At 71.7% G+C, this 18,599-nt stretch carries 15 protein-coding genes; 9 read left to right on the top strand and 6 right to left on the bottom strand.

Annotated features, from left to right (window positions below):
* The first annotated feature begins 14 nt into the window (after positions 1–14).
* A complete protein-coding gene (locus JRI60_RS40415; RefSeq protein WP_204221342.1) occupies positions 15–4,583 on the top strand; it encodes a hypothetical protein in 4,569 nt (1,522 codons plus the stop codon).
* An 18-nt stretch (positions 4,584–4,601) separates the two neighbouring features.
* Here JRI60_RS40415 and JRI60_RS40410 read toward each other — a convergent pair whose 3' ends face one another.
* Positions 4,602–5,303, bottom strand: a complete 702-nt coding sequence (locus JRI60_RS40410) for a hypothetical protein (RefSeq protein ID WP_204221341.1) — start codon at positions 5,301–5,303, stop codon at positions 4,602–4,604.
* A gap of 238 nt (positions 5,304–5,541) precedes the next feature.
* On the opposite strand from JRI60_RS40410, the gene def reads away from it, so the two are divergent.
* The gene (def, locus tag JRI60_RS40405; RefSeq protein WP_204221340.1) at positions 5,542–6,063 is read left to right on the top strand and encodes a peptide deformylase; all 522 of its coding nucleotides are present in this window, start codon (positions 5,542–5,544) and stop codon (positions 6,061–6,063) included.
* On the opposite strand, the gene nth is transcribed toward def, so the two are convergent.
* Positions 6,029–6,697: an endonuclease III gene (gene nth / locus JRI60_RS40400; protein WP_239470892.1), complete on the bottom strand. Its 669-nt coding sequence runs from the start codon at positions 6,695–6,697 to the stop codon at positions 6,029–6,031. The two genes, def and nth, sit on opposite strands and share 35 nt — an antisense overlap.
* A gap of 79 nt (positions 6,698–6,776) precedes the next feature.
* On the opposite strand from nth, the gene JRI60_RS40395 reads away from it, so the two are divergent.
* Both JRI60_RS40395 and JRI60_RS40390 read left to right on the top strand, forming a co-directional pair.
* Positions 6,777–7,805 carry a threonine aldolase family protein gene (locus tag JRI60_RS40395; protein ID WP_204221339.1) on the top strand — a complete coding sequence of 343 codons (1,029 nt, stop codon included), beginning with the start codon at positions 6,777–6,779 and terminating at the stop codon, positions 7,803–7,805.
* 30 nt (positions 7,806–7,835) lie between these two features.
* A complete protein-coding gene (locus JRI60_RS40390) occupies positions 7,836–8,870 on the top strand; it encodes a M23 family metallopeptidase (RefSeq protein WP_239470011.1) in 1,035 nt (344 codons plus the stop codon).
* A gap of 31 nt (positions 8,871–8,901) precedes the next feature.
* Here the strand turns inward: JRI60_RS40390 and JRI60_RS40385 are convergent, their stop codons facing one another.
* Positions 8,902–9,171: an HU family DNA-binding protein gene (locus tag JRI60_RS40385; RefSeq protein ID WP_108073827.1), complete on the bottom strand. Its 270-nt coding sequence runs from the start codon at positions 9,169–9,171 to the stop codon at positions 8,902–8,904.
* A 317-nt stretch (positions 9,172–9,488) separates the two neighbouring features.
* On the opposite strand from JRI60_RS40385, the gene JRI60_RS54745 reads away from it, so the two are divergent.
* Positions 9,489–10,940, top strand: coding sequence for a right-handed parallel beta-helix repeat-containing protein (locus JRI60_RS54745; protein WP_204221338.1), 1,452 nt, complete (start codon positions 9,489–9,491; stop codon positions 10,938–10,940).
* Here the strand turns inward: JRI60_RS54745 and JRI60_RS40375 are convergent.
* Positions 10,932–12,071, bottom strand: coding sequence for an alpha/beta fold hydrolase (locus JRI60_RS40375; protein WP_204221337.1), 1,140 nt, complete (start codon positions 12,069–12,071; stop codon positions 10,932–10,934). The two genes, JRI60_RS54745 and JRI60_RS40375, sit on opposite strands and share 9 nt — an antisense overlap.
* 101 nt (positions 12,072–12,172) lie before the next feature.
* On the opposite strand from JRI60_RS40375, the gene pssA reads away from it, so the two are divergent.
* From pssA to JRI60_RS40355, 4 genes are read left to right on the top strand one after another with little or no spacing between them, the layout of a single operon-like run.
* The gene (pssA, locus tag JRI60_RS40370; RefSeq protein ID WP_204221336.1) at positions 12,173–13,024 is read left to right on the top strand and encodes a CDP-diacylglycerol--serine O-phosphatidyltransferase; all 852 of its coding nucleotides are present in this window, start codon (positions 12,173–12,175) and stop codon (positions 13,022–13,024) included.
* Positions 13,025–13,077: 53 nt separating this feature from the next.
* The gene (locus JRI60_RS40365; RefSeq protein ID WP_204221335.1) at positions 13,078–14,343 is read left to right on the top strand and encodes a competence/damage-inducible protein A; all 1,266 of its coding nucleotides are present in this window, start codon (positions 13,078–13,080) and stop codon (positions 14,341–14,343) included.
* Positions 14,340–15,845: a hypothetical protein gene (locus JRI60_RS40360; RefSeq protein ID WP_204221334.1), complete on the top strand. Its 1,506-nt coding sequence runs from the start codon at positions 14,340–14,342 to the stop codon at positions 15,843–15,845. The genes JRI60_RS40365 and JRI60_RS40360 overlap by 4 nt, the downstream gene beginning before the upstream one ends.
* Positions 15,846–15,896: 51 nt before the next feature.
* A complete protein-coding gene (locus tag JRI60_RS40355) occupies positions 15,897–16,424 on the top strand; it encodes a DUF1285 domain-containing protein (protein WP_204221333.1) in 528 nt (175 codons plus the stop codon).
* Here JRI60_RS40355 and recA read toward each other — a convergent pair.
* Together recA and JRI60_RS40345 are read right to left on the bottom strand one after the other, a co-directional pair.
* A complete protein-coding gene (gene recA / locus JRI60_RS40350) occupies positions 16,421–17,467 on the bottom strand; it encodes a recombinase RecA (protein WP_204221332.1) in 1,047 nt (348 codons plus the stop codon). The two genes, JRI60_RS40355 and recA, sit on opposite strands and share 4 nt — an antisense overlap.
* A 247-nt stretch (positions 17,468–17,714) precedes the next feature.
* Positions 17,715–18,515, bottom strand: coding sequence for a lysophospholipid acyltransferase family protein (locus tag JRI60_RS40345; RefSeq protein ID WP_204221331.1), 801 nt, complete (start codon positions 18,513–18,515; stop codon positions 17,715–17,717).
* Between the last annotated feature and the right edge of the window lie 84 nt (positions 18,516–18,599).

The following is an 18,599-nucleotide window of genomic DNA, read 5'->3' as shown; positions in this document are numbered from 1 at the left end:
CGCGCCCGCTTCCAATGGCCGAATCGGTCCTCCTCGTCCACGACGACATCGCCACCATCGCCACCGTGCGCCGGCTGCTCGCGCGCGAGGGCTATGAGGTCATCCTCGCCACCTCCGTGGCCGATGCCCTCATTGCCTTCGGCCATCACCTGCCCGCGCTCATCATCCTGGCGCCGAGCGTGGAGAGCGGGCGCGGCCCCCTCGTCCTGGAGGAGCTCGGGCAGCACCCGGACATGCGGCTGGCACGCGTGCTGCTGCTCGGCGAGCCCGTCCCCGGCAGCGCCGCCCCCGTGGCGCCCCTTCCCCTGGACGGCTCCGGCTTCGTGGAGCAGGTGGCCACCGTCATCCGCTCCCCCTCGGGCCCGGAGGCCTGGTACGCGGTGCGGGACGACGTGGAGGCGCCGGTGGAGGAGCCAGCCCCCGTGCGGTCCGGGCCTCCGGGGCTCGTCCAGAAGTCCTCCGCGCCCGTGCGCAACGCCGCCCTGGAGCACTCGCTCTTCGACGACCTGCCCAAGACGGACGAGGGGCGCAAGCTCCAGTCCACCCTCGATGCCGAGGACCTGTTCGCCCAGACGGAGCAGGCGGTGGTGGCCACCGTCCCGGCCACGCCGGACCCGGCTCCGGCGGAGCGCGCCGCGCCGAGGGCCTCGGCCCTGTCCGAGCCGGACCCTGGAGACGAGGCGGAGTCGCTCTTCGGGCAGACGGAGCAGGCGGTGGTCGTGTCGGGCCAGGTGCCGGTGGAGGCGCCTCGCGGGCCCGACGAGAAGGAGATGCTGCGCCTGGAGGATGAGGTCCGCCTCGAGGCCGCCGCCCGGCGCCGCCGCAAGCAGGAGGAGTCCTCGCTGCCCACCTCTTCCGCGGGGCTCTTCGCCCGGACCCCCGCCATGGGCTCGGCGATTCCCACCATCACGGCCGTGTCGCCGGGCGAGATGGGGCCCGTGACGGTCTCGGCTCCGGAGTCGGTGCCGGTCGAGCCGCTGCGTCCGCTGCCCCAGGTGAAGGTCGTCGATGTCGAGGCGGAGGCCCGCGCGGAGGCCGAGCGGCTCGCACAGCTGGAGATCGAAGCGGCGCTGGAGCGCGAGCGGGCCGAGGCGAAGGCCGCGCCCCGGCTCGGGGACGTGGGCTTCTTCGACGTGGAGCCGGCCCCAGCGGTGCCGGAGAAGGAGGGCCCATCCAAGCCTCACCTGGCGGGCTCGGACCTGGAGCCCGTGCCGGAGGACGCCCCGTTGCCGACGGAGGGTGACGCTCCGGAGGGCTGGGAGGAGCCGCACCAGGAGAGCGTGGGCTCGGACTGGTTCGACTCCGAGCCCGCGGCATCGCCTCGAAGCGAGCCGGTGAAGAGCGAGCCGGTGAAGAGCGAGCCGGTGGAAGCCGGGTCCTTGAAGACCGAACCGGCTCCGGCGGTGGAGCAGGGGCGCGCGGCGGAGGCCCGGCTCGCGTCGAAGACAGTCCCGGAGACCACGTCGAAGTTCGCGCTGCGGCCCGTGCCGGGGATGACGGATGTGGCGGCGGACGTGGCCTCCCTCTCGTCGGACGATGCGCTCGCGGTGCTGGAGGTCCGCATCCTGCGGGCGGAGCGTCGGCTCGCGCAGGTGCTGTCCGAGCGGGATACGGCGGTGGCTCGCCGGCGCGACGCGGAGCGCAGGACCACGGAGCTCGAGGAGCGCGTGGCGGAGCTCCAGTCCGCGCTGGAGAAGCAGTCGGACGCGCCGAAGGCCCGCGAGGAGTCGCTGCGGCGCGAGACCGAGGAGGCCCGGACGCGGCTGGACGCGCTCCAGCGCGAGGTGGAGGCGGCGCGCGCGAGCGAGTCGTCCCTGCGCTCCGAGGTGGAGCGGCTGAAGCAGGAGGCCTGGGCCCGGGAGGAGTCGCTGCGGCGCGAGGCCGAGGCGCAGCGGGTCCGGCTCACGGCGCTCGCGGAGGAGCGGGGGCTCGAGGCCTCGCTGCGGCTCGAGGTGGAGCGGCAGTTGGAGGCGGCACGGGCGCGGGAGGCGGAGCTCGAGCAGGCGCGCACGGCCGAGGCGCAGCGGCGCCAGGCGGTGGAGGCCGAGGCGAGCGCGACGCGCGAGCGGGAGGCCCGGCTGCAGCCGCAGCGGGAGCAGCAGCTCGCCGAGGTGAACGCGCGGGTCGCGGAGCTCGAGGCGCAGCTCGCGGAGTGGCGGGCGAAGGCCGAGGAGCGGGAGCGCGAGCGCGCCAGGGTGGAGCAGCGCGCCACGTCCGAGGCGGAGGCACGGACGCGGGCGGAAGCGCGGGCCGAGGCGGAGAAGGCCGCGCGGGCCGAGGTGGAGGCGCGGGCCGAGGCGGAGACGAAGTCCCGCAAGGAGTGGGAGGCGAGGGCCCACGGGGAGGCCAAGGCGCGCAAGGACGTGACGGCGCGCGCCGAGAAGGAGGCCAGGGGCCGTGCGGAGGCGGAGGCGCGAGCCGAGGCGGAGCGCCAGGCGCGCACCCAGGCCGAGGCCCGTGTGGAAGCCGAGTCCCGTTCCCGCGTGGAGGTGGAGTCCCGTCTCGCGGCCGCGGAGAAGGCGCGAGCCGAGGCGGAGTCCCGGGCCAACGCGGAGAAGAAGGCGCGGGCCGAGGTGGAAGCCCGCGCGCGCACCAGCGCGGATGCGCGCGTGCAGGCGGAGATGAAGGCCCGCACCGAGGCGGAGTCTCGCGCGGAGGCGGCGGAGAAGGCGCGGGCCGAGGCGGAGTCGCGAATCGAGGCGGCGGAGTCGGCCCGGAGCGAGGCGGAAGCGCGAGTCGACGCCGCGGCGCGGGCTCGCACCGAGGCGGAGACGCGGGCCGAGGCGGCGGAGAAGGCCCGGGCCCAGGCGGAAGAGCGCGCCCACGAGGCGGAGCGGGAGCGGGCCGAGGCGCTCGGACAGGCCGAGGAGCTGGAGCGGGCGCGGGTCGACGCGGAGACGCGGGCCGCCACCGCGGAGCGGTTGCGAGTCGAGACGGAGGCCCGGGCCGAGCGCGCGGAGAAGGCGCGGGTCTCGACGGACGGGCAGGCCGAGGAGCTGGAGCGGGCGCGGGTCGACGCGGAGACGCGGGCCGCCACCGCGGAGCGATTGAGCGTCGAGCTGGAGGCCCGGGTCGAGCGCGCGGAGAAGGCACGGGCCGCCATGCAGGCCAGGGCCGCCGAGGAGAAGCAGGCTCGGACCGAGGCGGAAGCGCGAGCCGAGGCCGCCGAGCAGGCCCTCTTCGAGGCACGGGCCCGGGTCGACGAGGCTTCCCGCGAGCGGGAGGAGCTGTCCCTCGTGCGCGCGGAGCTGGAGGCGCGGGCGGAGCGGTTCGAGAAGACGCTGGCCCAGGAGCGGGAGGAGCGGGAGTTCCTCGCCCACGAGGTGGAGCGGCTCGAGGCGGCGAAGGCCCAGGCGGAGACGGAGTCGGTCGAGCGCCTCGCCCGCGCGGAGAGGTCCCGGCGCGAGGCCGAGGAGCGGGCGCTGCGCGAGGCGGAGCAGACCGTCGCGAAGGTGCGCTCGGAGACGGATGCGGTCGTCGCGAAGGCCCGCGCCGAGGCAGAGGAGATGGCGGCCCGTGCGAAGGCGGCGCTCGTCACGCTCGAGGTGCCCGGTGGCTTCGAGGTGGACATCCCCCGCGCGGGCAGTGTCAACCAGGAGGGGCTCGCGCGGCTCATCACCCGTCTGCAGGAGGGGCGCGCCGGGGTCCGCCTGGAGCTCAAGGTGGCCGGAGCCCTGCGCATCCTCTGGTTGAAGGATGGGGCTCTGGTGGGAGCGGTCTCCTCCGCTCAGGACGAGTCGCTCGTGGATCGCGCCCGGGCGGATGGTCTCATCGACGCGCGCCAGGAGAACGAGCTGCGTCTGGTGCGCGGTGCCTCCACGGGGGCGCTCATCGACGCCATGCGCGGCCGGGGCTACGTGCGCGAGAACGAGGTCGTCCCGCTCGTGCAGCGCTACACGGAGCAGGTGGCCCTGGACGCGCTCGCCGAGCCCTCCTCGCTGTACCGGCTCTCCGAGGAGCCACCTCCGCACGAGGTGGCCCTCGCCGCCTCCACCCGGCGGCTGCTGCACCTGCTGGCCGAGGCCCTGCGCAACGCCGTCTCCACCGAGTCCTTCGTGGAGGCCGCCGGCGGACTGCGCGCGGTCGTCATCCGCGGGGAGCCCGAGCCCTCGCCGGAGGCCTTCGGGCTCTCCTCGCGCGAGCTGCGGCTCCTGGAGGAGGTCGACGGAGAGCAGACGCTCGAGCAGTTGCTGCTCGGCGCGGGGATGCCGCAGGACACGGCCCTCAAGGTCTTCGCCGTCGCGCGCGCCCTGGGCCTCATCACCCTGCGGCCCGCCGCCGAGGTCTCCTCCGAGGCGGCTCCCGGCGAGCTGGACGTGCGCCGGCTCGAGTCGAAGTTCGAGGAGATCCAGGACGCAGACTACTTCACCGTGCTGGGGCTCGCGCGTACCGCGGGCAGCGAGGAGGTGAAGCGCGCCTACGCGCTGCTCACCGCCGAGTTCCACCCGCTGCGTTTCGCGGGGCACCCGGACCCGGCGCTCCAGCACCGCGCCCAGCAGATCTCCAACGCCCTGGGCGAGGCGGCCCGGGCGCTCGCGGACGACCGGCTGCGCGAGGAGTACGCCCGCAGCCTGCTCGACTGAGTGGGGGGCCCTGCCGGCCTACTTCGAGACCTTGAAGGGGTTGGACTGGGCGACGACGCTGTCCCCGACCCGGATGGTGAGGATGATGTTCCCGCCCTGCTTGTCGAGGACGACCTGCTCCCGCCGCACACCCTGGGTGAAGGCCCCGCTCATGTTCGGGGTGACATGTCCCTTGTTGGTGCTGATCAGCACCTGCCCCGTGAAGGCGGCCGCCTCCGGGCCCTCGGCCCGAAGGGTGATGACGAACGGGACGTCACGGACCTGATCCGGAATGGGGTCGATCTGGATGCCGGTGAGGTCGAGCGGCGGGCCCGCGATGCCCCCATCCGACATGGGCGCCGGGGCGGGAGGGGGTGGCAGCACCGTGAGACCCTGCTCGCGGATCGACTCGCTCCCGTCTCCCAGCTCCAGCTGGACGTCCTGGAGCCCTTCCGTCAGGTTCGCGGGCGCCGTGGCCAGCAGCGTCCCGTCCTGTTCCAGCCCCTGGATGGCCACCTCCTGTCCGCCGATCCGCAGGGTCGGTGTGCCCAGCAGCGTCGCCGTCTTCTTCCCGTAATCGATCTTCACCGGGAGTGGAGCGTCCAGCTCGAGCGCGATCGTCGCCGCCTCGCCGCGCATCACTTCCTCGGGTTCGATGGAGACGATGTTGGGCGCGGGCGACGAGGAGGGCTCGCAGGCGCTCAGCAACAGGGCGGAGAGCAGGAAGGTCTTCCGGAGCACAGTGAATTCCTCCTGAGCCGGACTGCCGGGATATCCGGACTGCTTCAGTGTGCCTGGACACCTGCCCGGTGGAAAGCCACCAAGTGTCTTTTTCATCACACTCGGGATGACAGCACCCTGGAGGTGTCCGGAGGCCGACCGCTGGTGGGGCGGGGAGGCGTCCGGGGGCGGGTGGACCGGGGCCCCCGGGACATCGGGCCGGTTGCCCGTCCGTTCCCACGGGGTTAAGAGGGGCGCCATGGTTCGCGAAATCCTCATCTGGCCCGATCCCATCCTGAAGCAGAAAGCCAGGCCCGTGGCCCGGGTGGACGACTCCATCCGCACCCTGGTCAAGGACATGTTCGAGACCATGTACGCCGCCGATGGCGTGGGGCTCGCCGCTCCGCAGGTGGGTGTCCTGCAGCGCGTCATCGTCCTGGACACCCGGCCGCGCCAGCCCGAGTCCCAGCCGCTGGCGATGATCAACCCGGAGATCATCGCCCTGGAGGGGAAGACGACCTACAACGAGGGCTGCCTGTCCATCCCTGGCGAGTCCGAGGACGTGGATCGCGCCGCGGTGGTGACGGTGAAGTACCTCGACACCGAGGGCCAGGAGCAGACGCTCCAGTGCGACGGGCTGCTGTCCATCGCCGTGCAGCACGAGACGGACCACCTGAACGGCACCGTCTTCGTGGACCACGTCTCCACGCTCAAGCGCGAGCTCATCCGCAAGCGGATGAAGCGCGTCAAGGCGTCGCGAGAGGATCGTCCGTCGGCCTAGCCGGCACGCCCTTCCTGGGACAGAGGTCCGCCACGGGGCAGCGCTCGCACGCGGGCGCCCGCGCGAAGCAGGTCCTCCGCCCGTGCCAGACCAGGAGCTGGTGGCCCTTGGCCCACCGCTCCGGTGGCAGGAGGGCCTGCATGTCCGCCTCCACCTTGTCCGGGTCCTCGTGCCGGGAGAATCCCAGCCGATACGCCAGCCGCTTGACGTGGGTGTCCACCGGGAAGGCGTCGTCTCCGCCCAGGTGGATGCACACCACGCCGGCCGTCTTGTGTCCCACGCCCGGCAGCTTCTCCAGCACGGCCCGCGAGTGGGGCACCTCGCCTCCGTGCTCGTCCACCAGCGCCTTGGCCGCCGCCACCAGGTTCTTCGCCTTGGCGCGGTACAGGCCGCACGACTGGATGAAGGGCTCCACCTCCGCGGCGCTCGCCCGGGCGTAGGCCCGTGCGTCCGGGAATCGCTGGAAGAGGGCGGGTGTCACCATGTTCACCCGCTTGTCCGTACACTGGGCGGAGAGGATGACCGCCACCAGCAGCTCCAGCGGGGTGCGATAGTCCAGCTCGATGCGCACGTCCGGCATGGCCCGTTCCAGCCGGTCCAGCACCTCCACCGCCCTACCGCGCTTGGACTCCATCTTCTCGCGTGCCACGCGGCGGCTGTATGACAGACCGACCTCCGAAGTAAAGCAGTTTCCACGACCTGGCAGGACACCCATGAGACCCATCGACTTCCGCTCCGACACCGTGACGAAGCCCACCCCCGCCATGCGCCGCGCCATGGCCGAGGCCGACGTGGGTGACGACATCTACGGCGAGGATCCCACCGCGCGCCGGCTCGAGGAGCGCATCGCCGAGAAGCTCGGTCTGCAGGCCGCCCTCTTCGTGCCCTCCGGGACGCAGGCCAACCAGATCGCCATCGGCCTGCACTGCCGCCTGGGCGACGAGATCCTCGCCGACGCGAACAGCCACATCTTCCACTACGAGAGCGGCGGCGTGTCGGGCCTGTGGGGCGTGCAGCCGGGCGGGCTGCCGGGTGAGCGCGGGCTCCTCACGCCCGAGCAGGTGACGGCGGCGGTGCGCACGGACTTCATCAGCCCGCGCTCGCGGCTGCTGTCGCTGGAGAACACGCACAACCGCGGCGGTGGCAAGGTGTGGCCGCTGGAGCGCTTCCGCGCGGTGGTGGAGGCGGGCCGCAAGGCGGGGCTGGCCATCCACCTGGACGGGGCGCGCCTCTTCAACGCCGCGGCGGCCACGGGGACGCCGGCATCGGCCTGGGCCTCCCTCACCGACACCACGGCCGTGTGCTTCTCCAAGGGCCTGGGGGCGCCGGTGGGCTCGGCCATCGTGGGCTCCAAGGAGCACATCGCCGAGGCGCGCCGGCTGCGCAAGCGGCTCGGGGGCGCCATGCGGCAGGTGGGCATCATCGCCGCCGGGGCGCTGCATGCCCTGGAGCACCACGTGGAGCGGCTCGCCGAGGACCATGTCCACGCCCGTCGGCTCGCCGCCGGCCTGGCGGAGATGCCGGGAGTGAAGGTGGATGCCTCCCAGGTGGAGACGAACATGGTCTTCGCGGACTTCCCGCTGCCGGTGCAGGAGATGCAGGCGAAGCTGGCCGCTCACGGCGTCCTCTGCGGCTCCTCCGGCATGGGGCCCCGCTCCGTTCGCCTGGTGACACACCTGGATGTGTCCTCGTCGGACATCGAGGAGGCCCTGGTGCGCATCCGCCGGGCGGTTTCTGGCTGATTCCCGCGACGTGATAGATTGGGCGGCGCCTTGCGTCTCCTCGCCGCCCTCATGCTGCTGGTCCTCTCCGCGTGCACCGCCCCTCGCGCGCGGCAGAAGATGAGCTTCGACGAGCTGTACTCCAAGAAGGGCGAGCGGCCCCCGGCCGACGCGGAGGCGGCGGCTCCAGCTCGCGACGACGCGGCCAGGGTCGTCAGGTCCCGGCCGAAGAACGCCGAGCAGGTGTTGATCTCCCCGGGCTCACGGGTGCTGCGGGACGCGCTGGGGACCTTCGCCACGCAGGCGCGCGCCTCGCGGACGCAGGTGCCCCGGGGCGGGGCCATGCCGGCGGCCCAGGTGGAGAACTGGCGCGAGATGAACGTCGCCCTGGATGCCTTCCTCCGGACGCCCACGCGCAAGACGTCGCCGCTGGACGTGGTGCGCGCCCGGGTGACGCTGGAGGCCGAGCTGGAGGAGGACGCGCGCGCCTACGGTGACATCCCCGCGGACCTGGCCGACGCGGTGCTCGCCCGGGTGGATCTGCTCGCGGTGCGCATGGCCGAGCTGCGGCGTCTTCAGCTTCAGCCCTCGAAGCGGGCGCCGCGCTTCACCTGGCCGGTGGACCCGGTGGTCGTCACCAGCGTCTTCGGCAGCCGGCTGCACCCCATCCTCGGCGAGGAGCGGGACCACCAGGGATTGGATCTCGCGGCGAAGTCGGGCCAGCTCGTCACGGCGGCCGCCGGAGGCGTGGTGGTGCGGGCCGGGTGGAACGGGGGCTACGGCAACCAGGTGGTCATCCAGCACGACGGGGACACCACCACCCGCTACAGCCACCTGTCGCGCGTGCTGGTGACTCCCGGCGAGGTGCTCGAGCAGGGCGATGTGGTGGGCGCGGCCGGCAAGACGGGCATGGCCACCGGAGTGCACCTGCACTTCGAGCTGTGGCGCGAGGGCATGCCGTGCGATCCGCTCGACGAGCTGGGCCCCACCGAGTCCGGTGAGGAGCCCTCCTTCGTGCAGCGCGGGGAGGGAGGGGACGCCGGAAAACGACAAGGGCGCCGTCCTCTCGGACGACGCCCCCAGTAAGGTTGGCTCGCGCGCTCGCGGGCCCCACGGACTACAGCGAGTTCTTCAGCTCCTTGGCGGGCCGGAAGCCGATCGTCTTCGAGGCCTTGAGCTTCATCATCTCGTTGGTCTGCGGGTTGCGGATCTTCCGCGCCTTGCGCGAGCGGACCGACCAGGTGCCGAAGCCGGGGTAGCTGAAGCGCTGGTCCTTCTTCACCGCCTTGCCGATGTTGGCGAAGACGATGTCGAGAATCTCCGCGGCGGACTTCTTCGTCAGCCGGGACTGCGCCGCCACCACCTCCACGAGCTCTGCCTTGGTCATCCGCTTCTCCGTGCGCGTTGAAATGCGAAAGCCCAGGGTTGGTAACAAATCGCTCTTTTGTCTGTCAATGCTGGCAACCGCCCGGAGGCCGGTAGATCGGCCTCCGCGCGAATCGCGATGAATTTGACGGAGCCCGAGGCTCCTCTAGAGAGGAGAAGTGCACGAAGAGGGCGCGCCTCCCGCCGTGGTTCCTGATCGGCGCCATGTGTGGATGTGATCGATTGAAAGTGTTTTTCTTTGTCATTTCGATCACTTGCGTGGAGCTTCCTGATCCAGATGGGCCCGGATGACTGGCGGGTATTAGTGTGTGCGATCGAATGCTCCGCTGCCTGCTGATGATCTCCTGTCTGACGTTTCCGGCCTGTCACGCACCGGGGGCGCTGATCCCCCCTCGGGAGTCCACCGCGTGGACCGAGGTGTGGGTGGACGGTGCGCGGCGGGAGGGCGGGGACGGGTCGCCAGAGAGGCCCTTCTCCTCGCTGTCCCACGCCCTGGCTCGGGAGGTGGCGGGAGGGCCGCCGCTCCGGGTGTACCTGGCGCCGGGACGGTACCCGGGCCCCTTCGTCCTGCCCGCCGGCCTGGAGCTGGTGGGGGCGGGAGAGGGCTCCGTGCTGGTCGGGGAGGCAGCCGGGCCCACGGTGCGGGCACCCGAGGGGGCCACGGTGAGGCGCCTGGGTATCCAGGGGGGCGTCTGGGGCCTGGAGGCCGCCGGGCCGGTCCGGCTGGAGGCGGTGCGTTTCGGCGGGCAGGACGAGGGGGCGGTGCGGATGGAGGCGGGACACCTCTCGGCGGACGGGTGCGTGTTCGAGGCGGGTGGGGCGCGGGCGGTGGGCGTGCTGCTGTCGGGCGGCACGCACGGAGAGGTGCGGGAGAGCACGTTCACCGGCGCCTTCCGGCGCGGCGTGGAGGCACGGCAGGTGGAGTTGGAGCTGGAGTCCGTGCGCTTCCGCGGGCCGCTGACGGCGCTGTACCAGGTGGAGGGCCGGGTGCGGCTGCGTCACGTGAGCGTGGAGGAGGGACGCGACGCGGGCCTCTTCGCCCAGCGGGGCTCGCTGCGGCTCGAGGACGTCACCGTCACCGGACACGAGTATGGCCTGCAGACCGTGGAGACCACGCTGGAGGCGCGGGGGTTCACCTCGGTGCGCGCGGTGCGGGCGGGCGTGGTGCTCATTGGTTCGACAGGAGAGATGAAGGAAACGGTGGTGCTGGGCAGCGGCAACTACGGCGCGATGCTGCTGGTGGGCTCGGACCTGGTGCTGCGCGACGTCCGCGTGGATGGGGCGGATGAGTACGGCATCGCGGTCACGCGCGGGCGGCTGCGGCTTCAACAGGCCGTCATCACCCGCCTGACGTCGCATGGGGGCGACTCCGGTGACGGGCTGCACCTGCGTGACGCGGACGTGGAGGTGGAGGGGCTCGTGGTGCGAAACGTGGCGGGCGTGGGCGTGCTGGGCGCGCAGGGCTCGCGGGTGAGGCTGCGCGACGTGTCCCTGGAGTCGTGCCAGGAGGCCGGGGTGCACGCGGAGACGCTGGGGCAGGTGACGGCCGAGGGGCTCGTGGTGCGAGGCTCGGGCGGGCCCGCGCTGATCGCCATGGAGAATGGCGTGCTGCGCGCGGATGCGCTCACGGCGCGGGAGAATGCCGCGGGGCTCGTGTGGGCCGACTGCGAGGGGGGCGCCCAGGTGCGGCTGGGCCGTGTGACGGGTGAGGACCCTGCTCGGAGCACCCCGGGGCCCGAGGCGCGCTGCGTGGCAAGACCCTCACCCTAGCCCTCTCCCAGAGGGAGAGGGGACTTGCACCGAGCCCAGCGGGAGCGCCGTGGCGCGGACCGCCATCCAGTCGCGTATCTCGGGGTAGACCTCGATCGGCGCCCCCGTGCCGAAGAGCAGGTCGCCATGCCCGTAGTCCATCTTGTCCCCCCGCTCGCAGCCGAAGACGTGCAGCTTCTTGTCCGGTGAGCCGATCAGCTCGTATTGCGCGCGCAGGTTCTTCGGTGGGGACAGCCGGTCCATGCTCCCGCCCATCACCATCACCGGCAGCGACAGTTTCGCCAGCCCCGCGCGCCAGTCCACGCTCCCATCGAAGGAGCGGAAGGCGTCATGCTCGAGCCAGTCGCGCAACTGCAGGAGCACGTTGCGGCTCATCGACGACATCATGTTCGCGTACACCTTGCGCTGGATGGGCGGGAGGATGTGCTTCGGGTTGATGATGACGTCCGACAGGGGCAGGGTGGCGTAGCCGAGGAAGGGCGCCATCGTGTGGCTCAACCACTCGTTGCGGAAGCCTCGGGGCCACGCGGCCCGGGCGCCGATGTGGATGAGCCTGTGCAGGAGCGGATCCCTCGAGAAGAAGACGGGCGAGCCCAGGGCGAGCAGCCCAGCGAGCATCGCCCCGGCGGGTCCCTGAGCCACCGCGTAGCCCACCAGCCCGCCCAGCGAGTGGCCGATCCAGAACGCGCGCCTCGCTCCGGTCCGGGCCAGCACCTCCTGGATGAGCGCGGGCCCGTCCTGGGTGACCAGGTCGTCCACGGTGACGTCCGGCCAGCGGCGTCCCCGGGGCGAGGGCCGTGAGTCACCGATACCCCGGAACTCCACGCTGAAGCAGTCGAAGCCCGCCTCGGCCAGGAAGTGGGCCATGGAGTAGGGCGGCTCGAAGTCGAAGGTGCAGCGATTGGCGGCCAGCCCGTGACACAGCAGCACCGGCTCCTCGAAGCGCCGGTGCGCGGCACGCCGCTCATACAGGGTCAACTCCCACCCATCCTCGCAGCGGGTTCTCAGGCGCTGAGGCGAGGTCGTGCGCAGCCGATACCTCCGGCGCACCCCGAAAATCCACAGGCCATTCACCGCGGCCAGTGCGAGCACCGCCACCACGACCCACAGGGCCCAACGCGCTGCGTCCATCACCCCTCCACGAAGACCGGGCAAATAAAACCCTGCTATGGTCCGTTCTCCCCCGGCTTTGAACCGGAACGGCCGATGGCCGACAGAGGAGGCAGGAGAACGTGAGACCCCGCAAGTTGTTGTTCATCTTGCCCAACCTGTTCACCGTCACCTCCATCCTCTGCGGCTTCTACGCGCTCACCCTGTGTACCGGTGAAGCGGGCCCCACGCAGCTCTACCAGGCGGCCCTGGCCATCCTCTTCGCCATGTTCTTCGACGGGTTCGACGGCCGCGTGGCCCGCCTGACGAAGACCCAGAGCGACTTCGGGATGCAGCTGGACAGCCTGGCGGACGTGGTCTCGTTCGGCGCCGCGCCCGGCCTCCTGGCCTACAAGTGGGCGCTGGAGCCCATGGGCTTCCTGGGCATGTTCCTGGCCTTCACCTTCGCGGCCTGCGGCGCCCTGCGGCTCGCCCGCTTCAACGTGCTGGCCATGCGCAACCCCCACGGTGGTGGGGGGAGCTTCTTCGTTGGCCTGCCCATCCCGCTGGCCGCCAGCGTGTTCGTCTCGATGATCATCGCCCACCACGCCGCCACCGGTGGTGAGGTGCTCGCCGCCGAGGCCCGTGTCCCCGTGGCGGTGGCGGTGGTCGCGCTCGCGCTGCTGATGGTGTCCACTGTCCGGTATCGGACTTTCAAGGACCTGCGCCTGTCTCCGCGCTCGGCGCTCGTCCTGATGCTGGTGCTCGCCAGCGGGGTCATCATCGGTACGCGCTTCCACCCGGCCTACGTGCTGGTGGCCTACTCGTTCGCCTATCTCGGCTTCGGCCTCCTGGAGTCCGCCTTCCTGGTCCGCAACCGGTTCGTGGCCCGGAAGCTGGGGACCGGAGCGGGCGTCGCCGCGGCCGTCCTCGATGAGGAGGACGACGAGGAGGAAGATGAGGATGAGGACGAGGGTGACACGCTCACCCGGTAGTCCGTGACTCGGTGCGTGCCGGGGGCGGCGCGGGCCGCTAGGATGCCCCGCCCATGCGCGTCGAGCTCCTGTGTACCGGTGACGAGCTCGTCACCGGCCTGACCCCTGACACCAACAGTCCGTACCTGGAAGCACGGCTCTTCGAGCTGGGCATCAAGGTGACGCGGGTGGTGCTGGTGGGAGACGTGCGCGAGGACATCACCCGCGCCCTGCGCGAGGGCGCGAGCCGGGCGGACGTGGTCATCGTCTCCGGTGGGCTGGGCCCCACGGCGGATGACTTCACCGCCGAGTGTGCCGCCGCCGCCGCGGGCGTGCCGCTCGTCGAGGACGCGGGGACCCTCGAGTTCCTCCGCGAGCGCGCCAGGAAGCGGGGCCGGGAGCTGGCGCCCAACGTGGCCCGCATGGCGCTCGTCCCCGAGGGCTCGGAGGTGGTGCCCAACCCCGTGGGCGCCGCGCCCCTGTTCATCGTCCGCATGGGAGGCTGCCGGCTCTTCTTCCTCCCGGGAGTACCCCGCGAGTACCGGGCGCTGGTGGACGGCGAGGTGATGCCGCGCGTGCGCTCGGAGCTGGAGAAGAAGCCGGACCGCACGTACCGCGCCTTCCGCCTGCTGCGGACGGTGGGCATCGCCGAGTCCGTCCTCGACGAGCGCGTGGCTCCCCTGGCCGCGGCGCACCCCCGGGTGGTGTTCGGCTTCCGCACGCACGCGCCGGAGAACCAGCTCAAGCTGATGGCGGAGGCTGCCTCCCAGGCCGAGGCCGAGTCCGCCCTGGCCGCCGCCGAGGCCGCCTCGCGCCGGGAGCTCGGCCTGGCGGTGTACGGCGCGGATGGGGACACCTACACCGCGGTGCTGGCGAAGCTGCTGACGGAGGCCCGGGCCACGCTGGCGCTCGCGGAGAGCTGCACCGGAGGCCTCATCGCGGCGCAGCTCACCGCGGTGCCCGGAGCGAGCAGCTTCCTGATGGGCGGCGCGGTCGTCTACACCGAGCAGATGAAGACGGCCTGGGCCGGGGTTCCGGCCGAGCTGCTGGCCCGCCACGGAGCCGTGTCGAATCCGGTGGCGGTGGCCATGGCCGAGGGCATCCGAGCCGCCTGCGGGACGACCTATGGCCTGTCCGTGACGGGCTTCGCGGGCCCGACGGGGGGCACTCCCGAGGACCCGGTGGGCACCGTCTACTGTGCGCTCGCGGCGGAGGGGGCTCCCACCCGCTGTGAGCGCTTCTCCATTTCTGGCGATCGGGACCTCGTGCGTCTCTTCGCCGCCTCCTATGCGCTCGAACTGCTGCGTGAGCGCCTGCTGACCGCGCCTTCCACCCCATGAGCCGCTCCAAGTCCAAGCGTCCCAAGCCGTCCTCCGCCCCGCCGCGCGAGCCCGCGTCGCCCGCTTCCGAGGTGGCCTCCGAGTCCCGGATGGCCTCGCCTCCGGCTCCCGAGAGCCCCTCCGACACCGGTACGGGCGCGCCCGCGGAGTCCGGGGAGCGCGCCGTGCACCCGGAGGCTGGGGGAGGGGTGGTGGGGACGGCGCTGCGGATGTGGCTCGCGGCATACCGGGTGGAGGTGGTGCTCTTCCTGGTGAGCTTCGCGGTGCTGGCCAGCTTCAGCTCGCAGCGCTTCCTGCGGCAGAGCGAGGCCCCGCACTTCGTGTACCAGGCGAAGGCGTGGCTGGAGGGGCGGCTGGACCTGGACCCCGAGGTGCTGCCCAACCTGGAGGACTGGGCGTGCGTGCGCGAGGTGGCGGGGAAGAAGGTGCGGTGCGAGGGCCGGTTGCAACCGGGAGACCGCTGGTACGTGAGCTTCCCGTCCTTCCCGGCGGTGGTGATGCTGCCCTTCGTGGCGCTGCACGGCTACCAGTTCAACGACACCTCGTTCGGGGTCATCGTGGGGGCGCTGGCGGTGGCGCTCTTCTTCTCGCTGCTGCGCTTCCTGGCGAAGGATGGGGAGACGGAGCGTGACCGCACGGAGAACGTGGGCCTGGCGCTCATCCTGGCCTTCGGCACGCTCTTCTTCTACGCGGCCATTCGCGGCGAGGTGTGGTTCAGCGCGGAGGTCATGGGCGTGGCCTTCACCTGCCTCTACGTGCGCAACGCGGTGCGAGCGCACCGTCCGGTGCTGGCGGGCCTCTTCTTCTCCATGGCCACGCTCACCCGCACGCCGCTGCTGTTCGCCGGGCTCTTCTTCGTCCTGGAGGCGCTGTGTCCCGGGCCGGAGAGGCGGCTCGCTCAACTGCGCGAGCTGGGCTCCCACTGGAAGCCCGCGCTGCGCAAGCTGGGCCTGTTCGCCCTCGGGGCCGCGCCGCTCGCGCTGCTGGCGGCGGCCTACAACCTCTACCGCTTCGGCAGCCCGGGCGAGTTCGGCCACGCGTTCCTCTACAACAACCGCGTCAACGTGGACATCGACCGGTGGGGCCTGTTCAACCTGGTCTACCTCCCGCGCAACCTGCGGGCGGCCTTCCTCGAGCTGCCGGACATCTCGCTGAATCCGCTGCGTCTGGCGTACGACCCGCATGGCCTGTCGTTGCTGCTGACGCTGCCGCTGCTCGTCTTCCTGGTGGTGCCGAAGCTGAGGCCGCGCCTGCACTGGCCGCTGTGGCTCACGCTGGCCGTGACGGCGCTGCCCGGGCTCTTCTACCAGAACGACGGCTACATGCAGTTCGGCTTCCGGTTCAGCATCGACTACACGCCCTACCTCCTGCTCCTCTTCGCCATCGGCGGCTGGTCCCTGCGCAACCGGGCGGTGCAGGTCGCGGTGGTCCTCGGGGTGCTGGTGAACTTCTGGGGCGCCGTGGCCTTCCGCGGCTACACCGAGCTTGTCCGGAACTGGTAGCGCCGGGCGTGTCGGCTTGACCGGCCGCCCTCGGGCGAGCAGATAACACGCGTGACACAACCGCCTTCAGGACCCACACCGCCCTCGGGCCCTCCGCCCTTCGGCAAGCGCTGGCACACCCGCGAGGACAGCGGCATCCGCCTCGATGCCCGGCTGCGCTGGTGGCACGACGACGAGCCCATCGAGCACCCGCGCATCATCGAGCTCTTCAACACGTCGCTCGTCCTCGATGACGAGGGCCGCTACCAGCTCCAGATTGGCAAGGACTGGTGCTACGTCCAGGTGGAGGACGCCGCCTACGAGGTGCGTACCGTGGACGTCACCCCGGACGAGCGGGTGTCCGTGCGCCTGAGCGATCGCACCGCCGAGGCGCTCGAGCCGGCCTCCCTCGCCGTGGGTCCCGATGGCGTCCTCACGTGTGGGGTGAAGGGCGGCCGGGGCAAGGCGCGCTTCTCCCGGGACGCCCAGTACCAGCTCGGCGAGCTGCTGGAGCAGGACGAGGGCGGCCACCTGTACCTGCGCGCGGGCCAGCGCCGCCTCCCGGTGCCCGCGGTGTCGCTCGACGCGCTCGGCGCCTAGGCGACCGCCGCGGGCATCTCCAGCTCGGGGTTGGCGCTCGGCGGGGGCACGGGCAGCGCCGTCCCCACCAGCTCTCGGGCGAGCGCCTCCATGGCATCCGGGTGCTCGCGCAGCCACTCCGCGGCCCGGTCCCGGCCCTGGCCGATCCGCTCCCCCCGCAGGCTGAAGTGGCTGCCAGCCTTGTCCACCAGCCCCGCCTGCACCCCCAGGTCCAGCACTTCGCCCGCGCGGTGGATGCCCACGCCGTACAGCAGGTCGAACTCCGCCTCATGGAAGGGCGGGGCCACCTTGTTCTTCACCACCTTCACCTTCGCCCGCGTGCCTACCACCGTCTCGCCGTCCTTGAGGTTGCTCGCGCGGCGGATCTCCATGCGCACCGAGGAGTAGAACTTCAGCGCGTTGCCGCCCGTGGTCGTCTCCGGGTTGCCGAACACCACGCCGATCTTCATGCGGATCTGGTTGATGAAGATGATGCAGCACCCCGAGCGGCTCACCGCGCCCGTCAGCTTGCGCAGCGCCTGGCTCATCAGCCGGGCCTGCACGCCCATGTGCGCATCCCCCATCTCGCCCTCGATCTCCGCGCGCGGCACCAGCGCCGCCACCGAGTCCACCACGATCAGGTCCACCGCCCCCGAGCGCACGAGCTGCTCGGTGATCTCCAGCGCCTGCTCGCCGGTGTCTGGCTGGGAGATGAGCAGCTCCTCCACGCGCACGCCCAGCTTGCGCGCGTAGTTGACGTCCAGCGCGTGCTCCGCGTCGATGAAGGCCGCCACGCCGCCCTGCGCCTGCACCTGCGCGATGGCATGCAGGGTGAGCGTCGTCTTGCCCGAGGACTCGTTGCCGAAGATCTCCACCACGCGCCCGCGCGGGTAGCCGCCCACCCCGAGCGCCCGGTCCAGCCCCACCGAGCCCGACGGGATGACCGCCACCCGCTGCTCGCGCACCTCGCCGCCCAGCGGCATCACCGCGCCCTTGCCGAACTGCTTCTCGATCGCCGCCACCGCCGCCGCCACCGCCTTCAACTTCTCCGTCAGCTTGTTCATCGTCGCTCCTCGCCGCCCTTCATGAGTGGGGCCGCGCCTCGGTACCGGAGTGGCCCGGGCGCGCCGCGAGGAGCTTGAGCAATGGCCGTGCCGCTCGCGTTTCACTCGGGGCTCGCGGCACGGAGGCGTCTCGTTCCGCGTGAAGGGTCCCGCGCGGTGGAGCGGAGGGCGCGGGGTGTTCACGGGAGGAGGACGGTGACGGGTACCCTCACCCCGTCCCTCTCCCAGAGGGAGAGGGGAGTGGGGCTCAGATCGGGCGGTCCGCGAGGTCGACGTTCTTGTCGTTCCCCGAGGCGAGGGACTCCTGCGGCACGCCTCCCTCACCGCCGATGTCCCGGTGGAGCTGGATGATGACGTCACGCACCTGGTTCATGAGGGCCTCGCGCGCGGGGCCCTTGATGCCCGCGGTGGAGATGGGCTGGCCCACCTTCACCCGGATGGTGTGGCGCCTCAGTCGGATGCTGCCTTTCGGGAGCATCCCGCGCGTGCCCTCGATGGCCATCGGGATGATGGGCACCCCGGCCTCCACGGCGAGCACGAAGGAGCCCTTCTTGAAGGGGAGGATGCGCCCGTCCTTCGAGCGCGTCCCCTCGGGGAAGGCGAGGATGTTGGAGCCGGCGCGGATGCGCTCACCCGCGAGCTTCAGACTGCGCATGGCCTCGCGCCGGTTGGAGCGGTTGAGGAAGATCATCCCCGTTCCCACCATGTACCAGCCCAGGAAGGGAATCCACTTGAGCACGTGCTTGGCGATGAAGCGGATGTTCACCGGAATCACCGCGAACGCCACGGGGATGTCGAAGGCGGACTGGTGATTCATCAGGAAGATGTGGGGCTTGCTCCAGTCGACGTCCGGCAGCGGCTCCACGAGCAGGGGCGAGCCGGTGATGTGCCAGTGCATGGATGCCCAGAAGCGCCGCGCCATCACCAGCGGCAGCTCCCCGTTGAGCGTGAGGATCGCCGCCAGCCCGGACACGGTAATCCAGAACACCAGCCACAGGATGAGGAAGACGGCCTGGAAGAGTGCGATGAGGGGGGACAGGAGCTTCATCACCCGGCCTTCTAGCTCGCTCCATCGCCGCCGGGTACGGGGTAGACGCGGGGGCGTCGATTGCCTTGAATTCGAGTCCGCCGG

Source organism: Archangium violaceum (assembly GCF_016887565.1).
GTDB classification, from domain to species: domain Bacteria; phylum Myxococcota; class Myxococcia; order Myxococcales; family Myxococcaceae; genus Archangium; species Archangium violaceum_B.
This window is presented reverse-complemented; position numbering and strand designations above follow the sequence as displayed.

What these genes read in the sequence shown, in the direction of transcription:
- JRI60_RS40415 (WP_204221342.1), top strand. Translation starts at nt 15, where the DNA reads ATGGCCGAATCGGTCCTCCTCGTCCACGACGACATCGCCACCATCGCC.
- def (WP_204221340.1), top strand. Translation starts at nt 5,542, where the DNA reads ATGGTTCGCGAAATCCTCATCTGGCCCGATCCCATCCTGAAGCAGAAA.
- nth (WP_239470892.1), bottom strand. Translation starts at nt 6,697, where the DNA reads ATGGAGTCCAAGCGCGGTAGGGCGGTGGAGGTGCTGGACCGGCTGGAA.
- JRI60_RS40395 (WP_204221339.1), top strand. Translation starts at nt 6,777, where the DNA reads ATGAGACCCATCGACTTCCGCTCCGACACCGTGACGAAGCCCACCCCC.
- JRI60_RS40385 (WP_108073827.1), bottom strand. Translation starts at nt 9,171, where the DNA reads ATGACCAAGGCAGAGCTCGTGGAGGTGGTGGCGGCGCAGTCCCGGCTG.
- JRI60_RS54745 (WP_204221338.1), top strand. Translation starts at nt 9,489, where the DNA reads ATGCTCCGCTGCCTGCTGATGATCTCCTGTCTGACGTTTCCGGCCTGT.
- JRI60_RS40375 (WP_204221337.1), bottom strand. Translation starts at nt 12,071, where the DNA reads ATGGACGCAGCGCGTTGGGCCCTGTGGGTCGTGGTGGCGGTGCTCGCA.
- JRI60_RS40365 (WP_204221335.1), top strand. Translation starts at nt 13,078, where the DNA reads ATGCGCGTCGAGCTCCTGTGTACCGGTGACGAGCTCGTCACCGGCCTG.
- JRI60_RS40360 (WP_204221334.1), top strand. Translation starts at nt 14,340, where the DNA reads ATGAGCCGCTCCAAGTCCAAGCGTCCCAAGCCGTCCTCCGCCCCGCCG.
- recA (WP_204221332.1), bottom strand. Translation starts at nt 17,467, where the DNA reads ATGAACAAGCTGACGGAGAAGTTGAAGGCGGTGGCGGCGGCGGTGGCG.
- JRI60_RS40345 (WP_204221331.1), bottom strand. Translation starts at nt 18,515, where the DNA reads ATGAAGCTCCTGTCCCCCCTCATCGCACTCTTCCAGGCCGTCTTCCTC.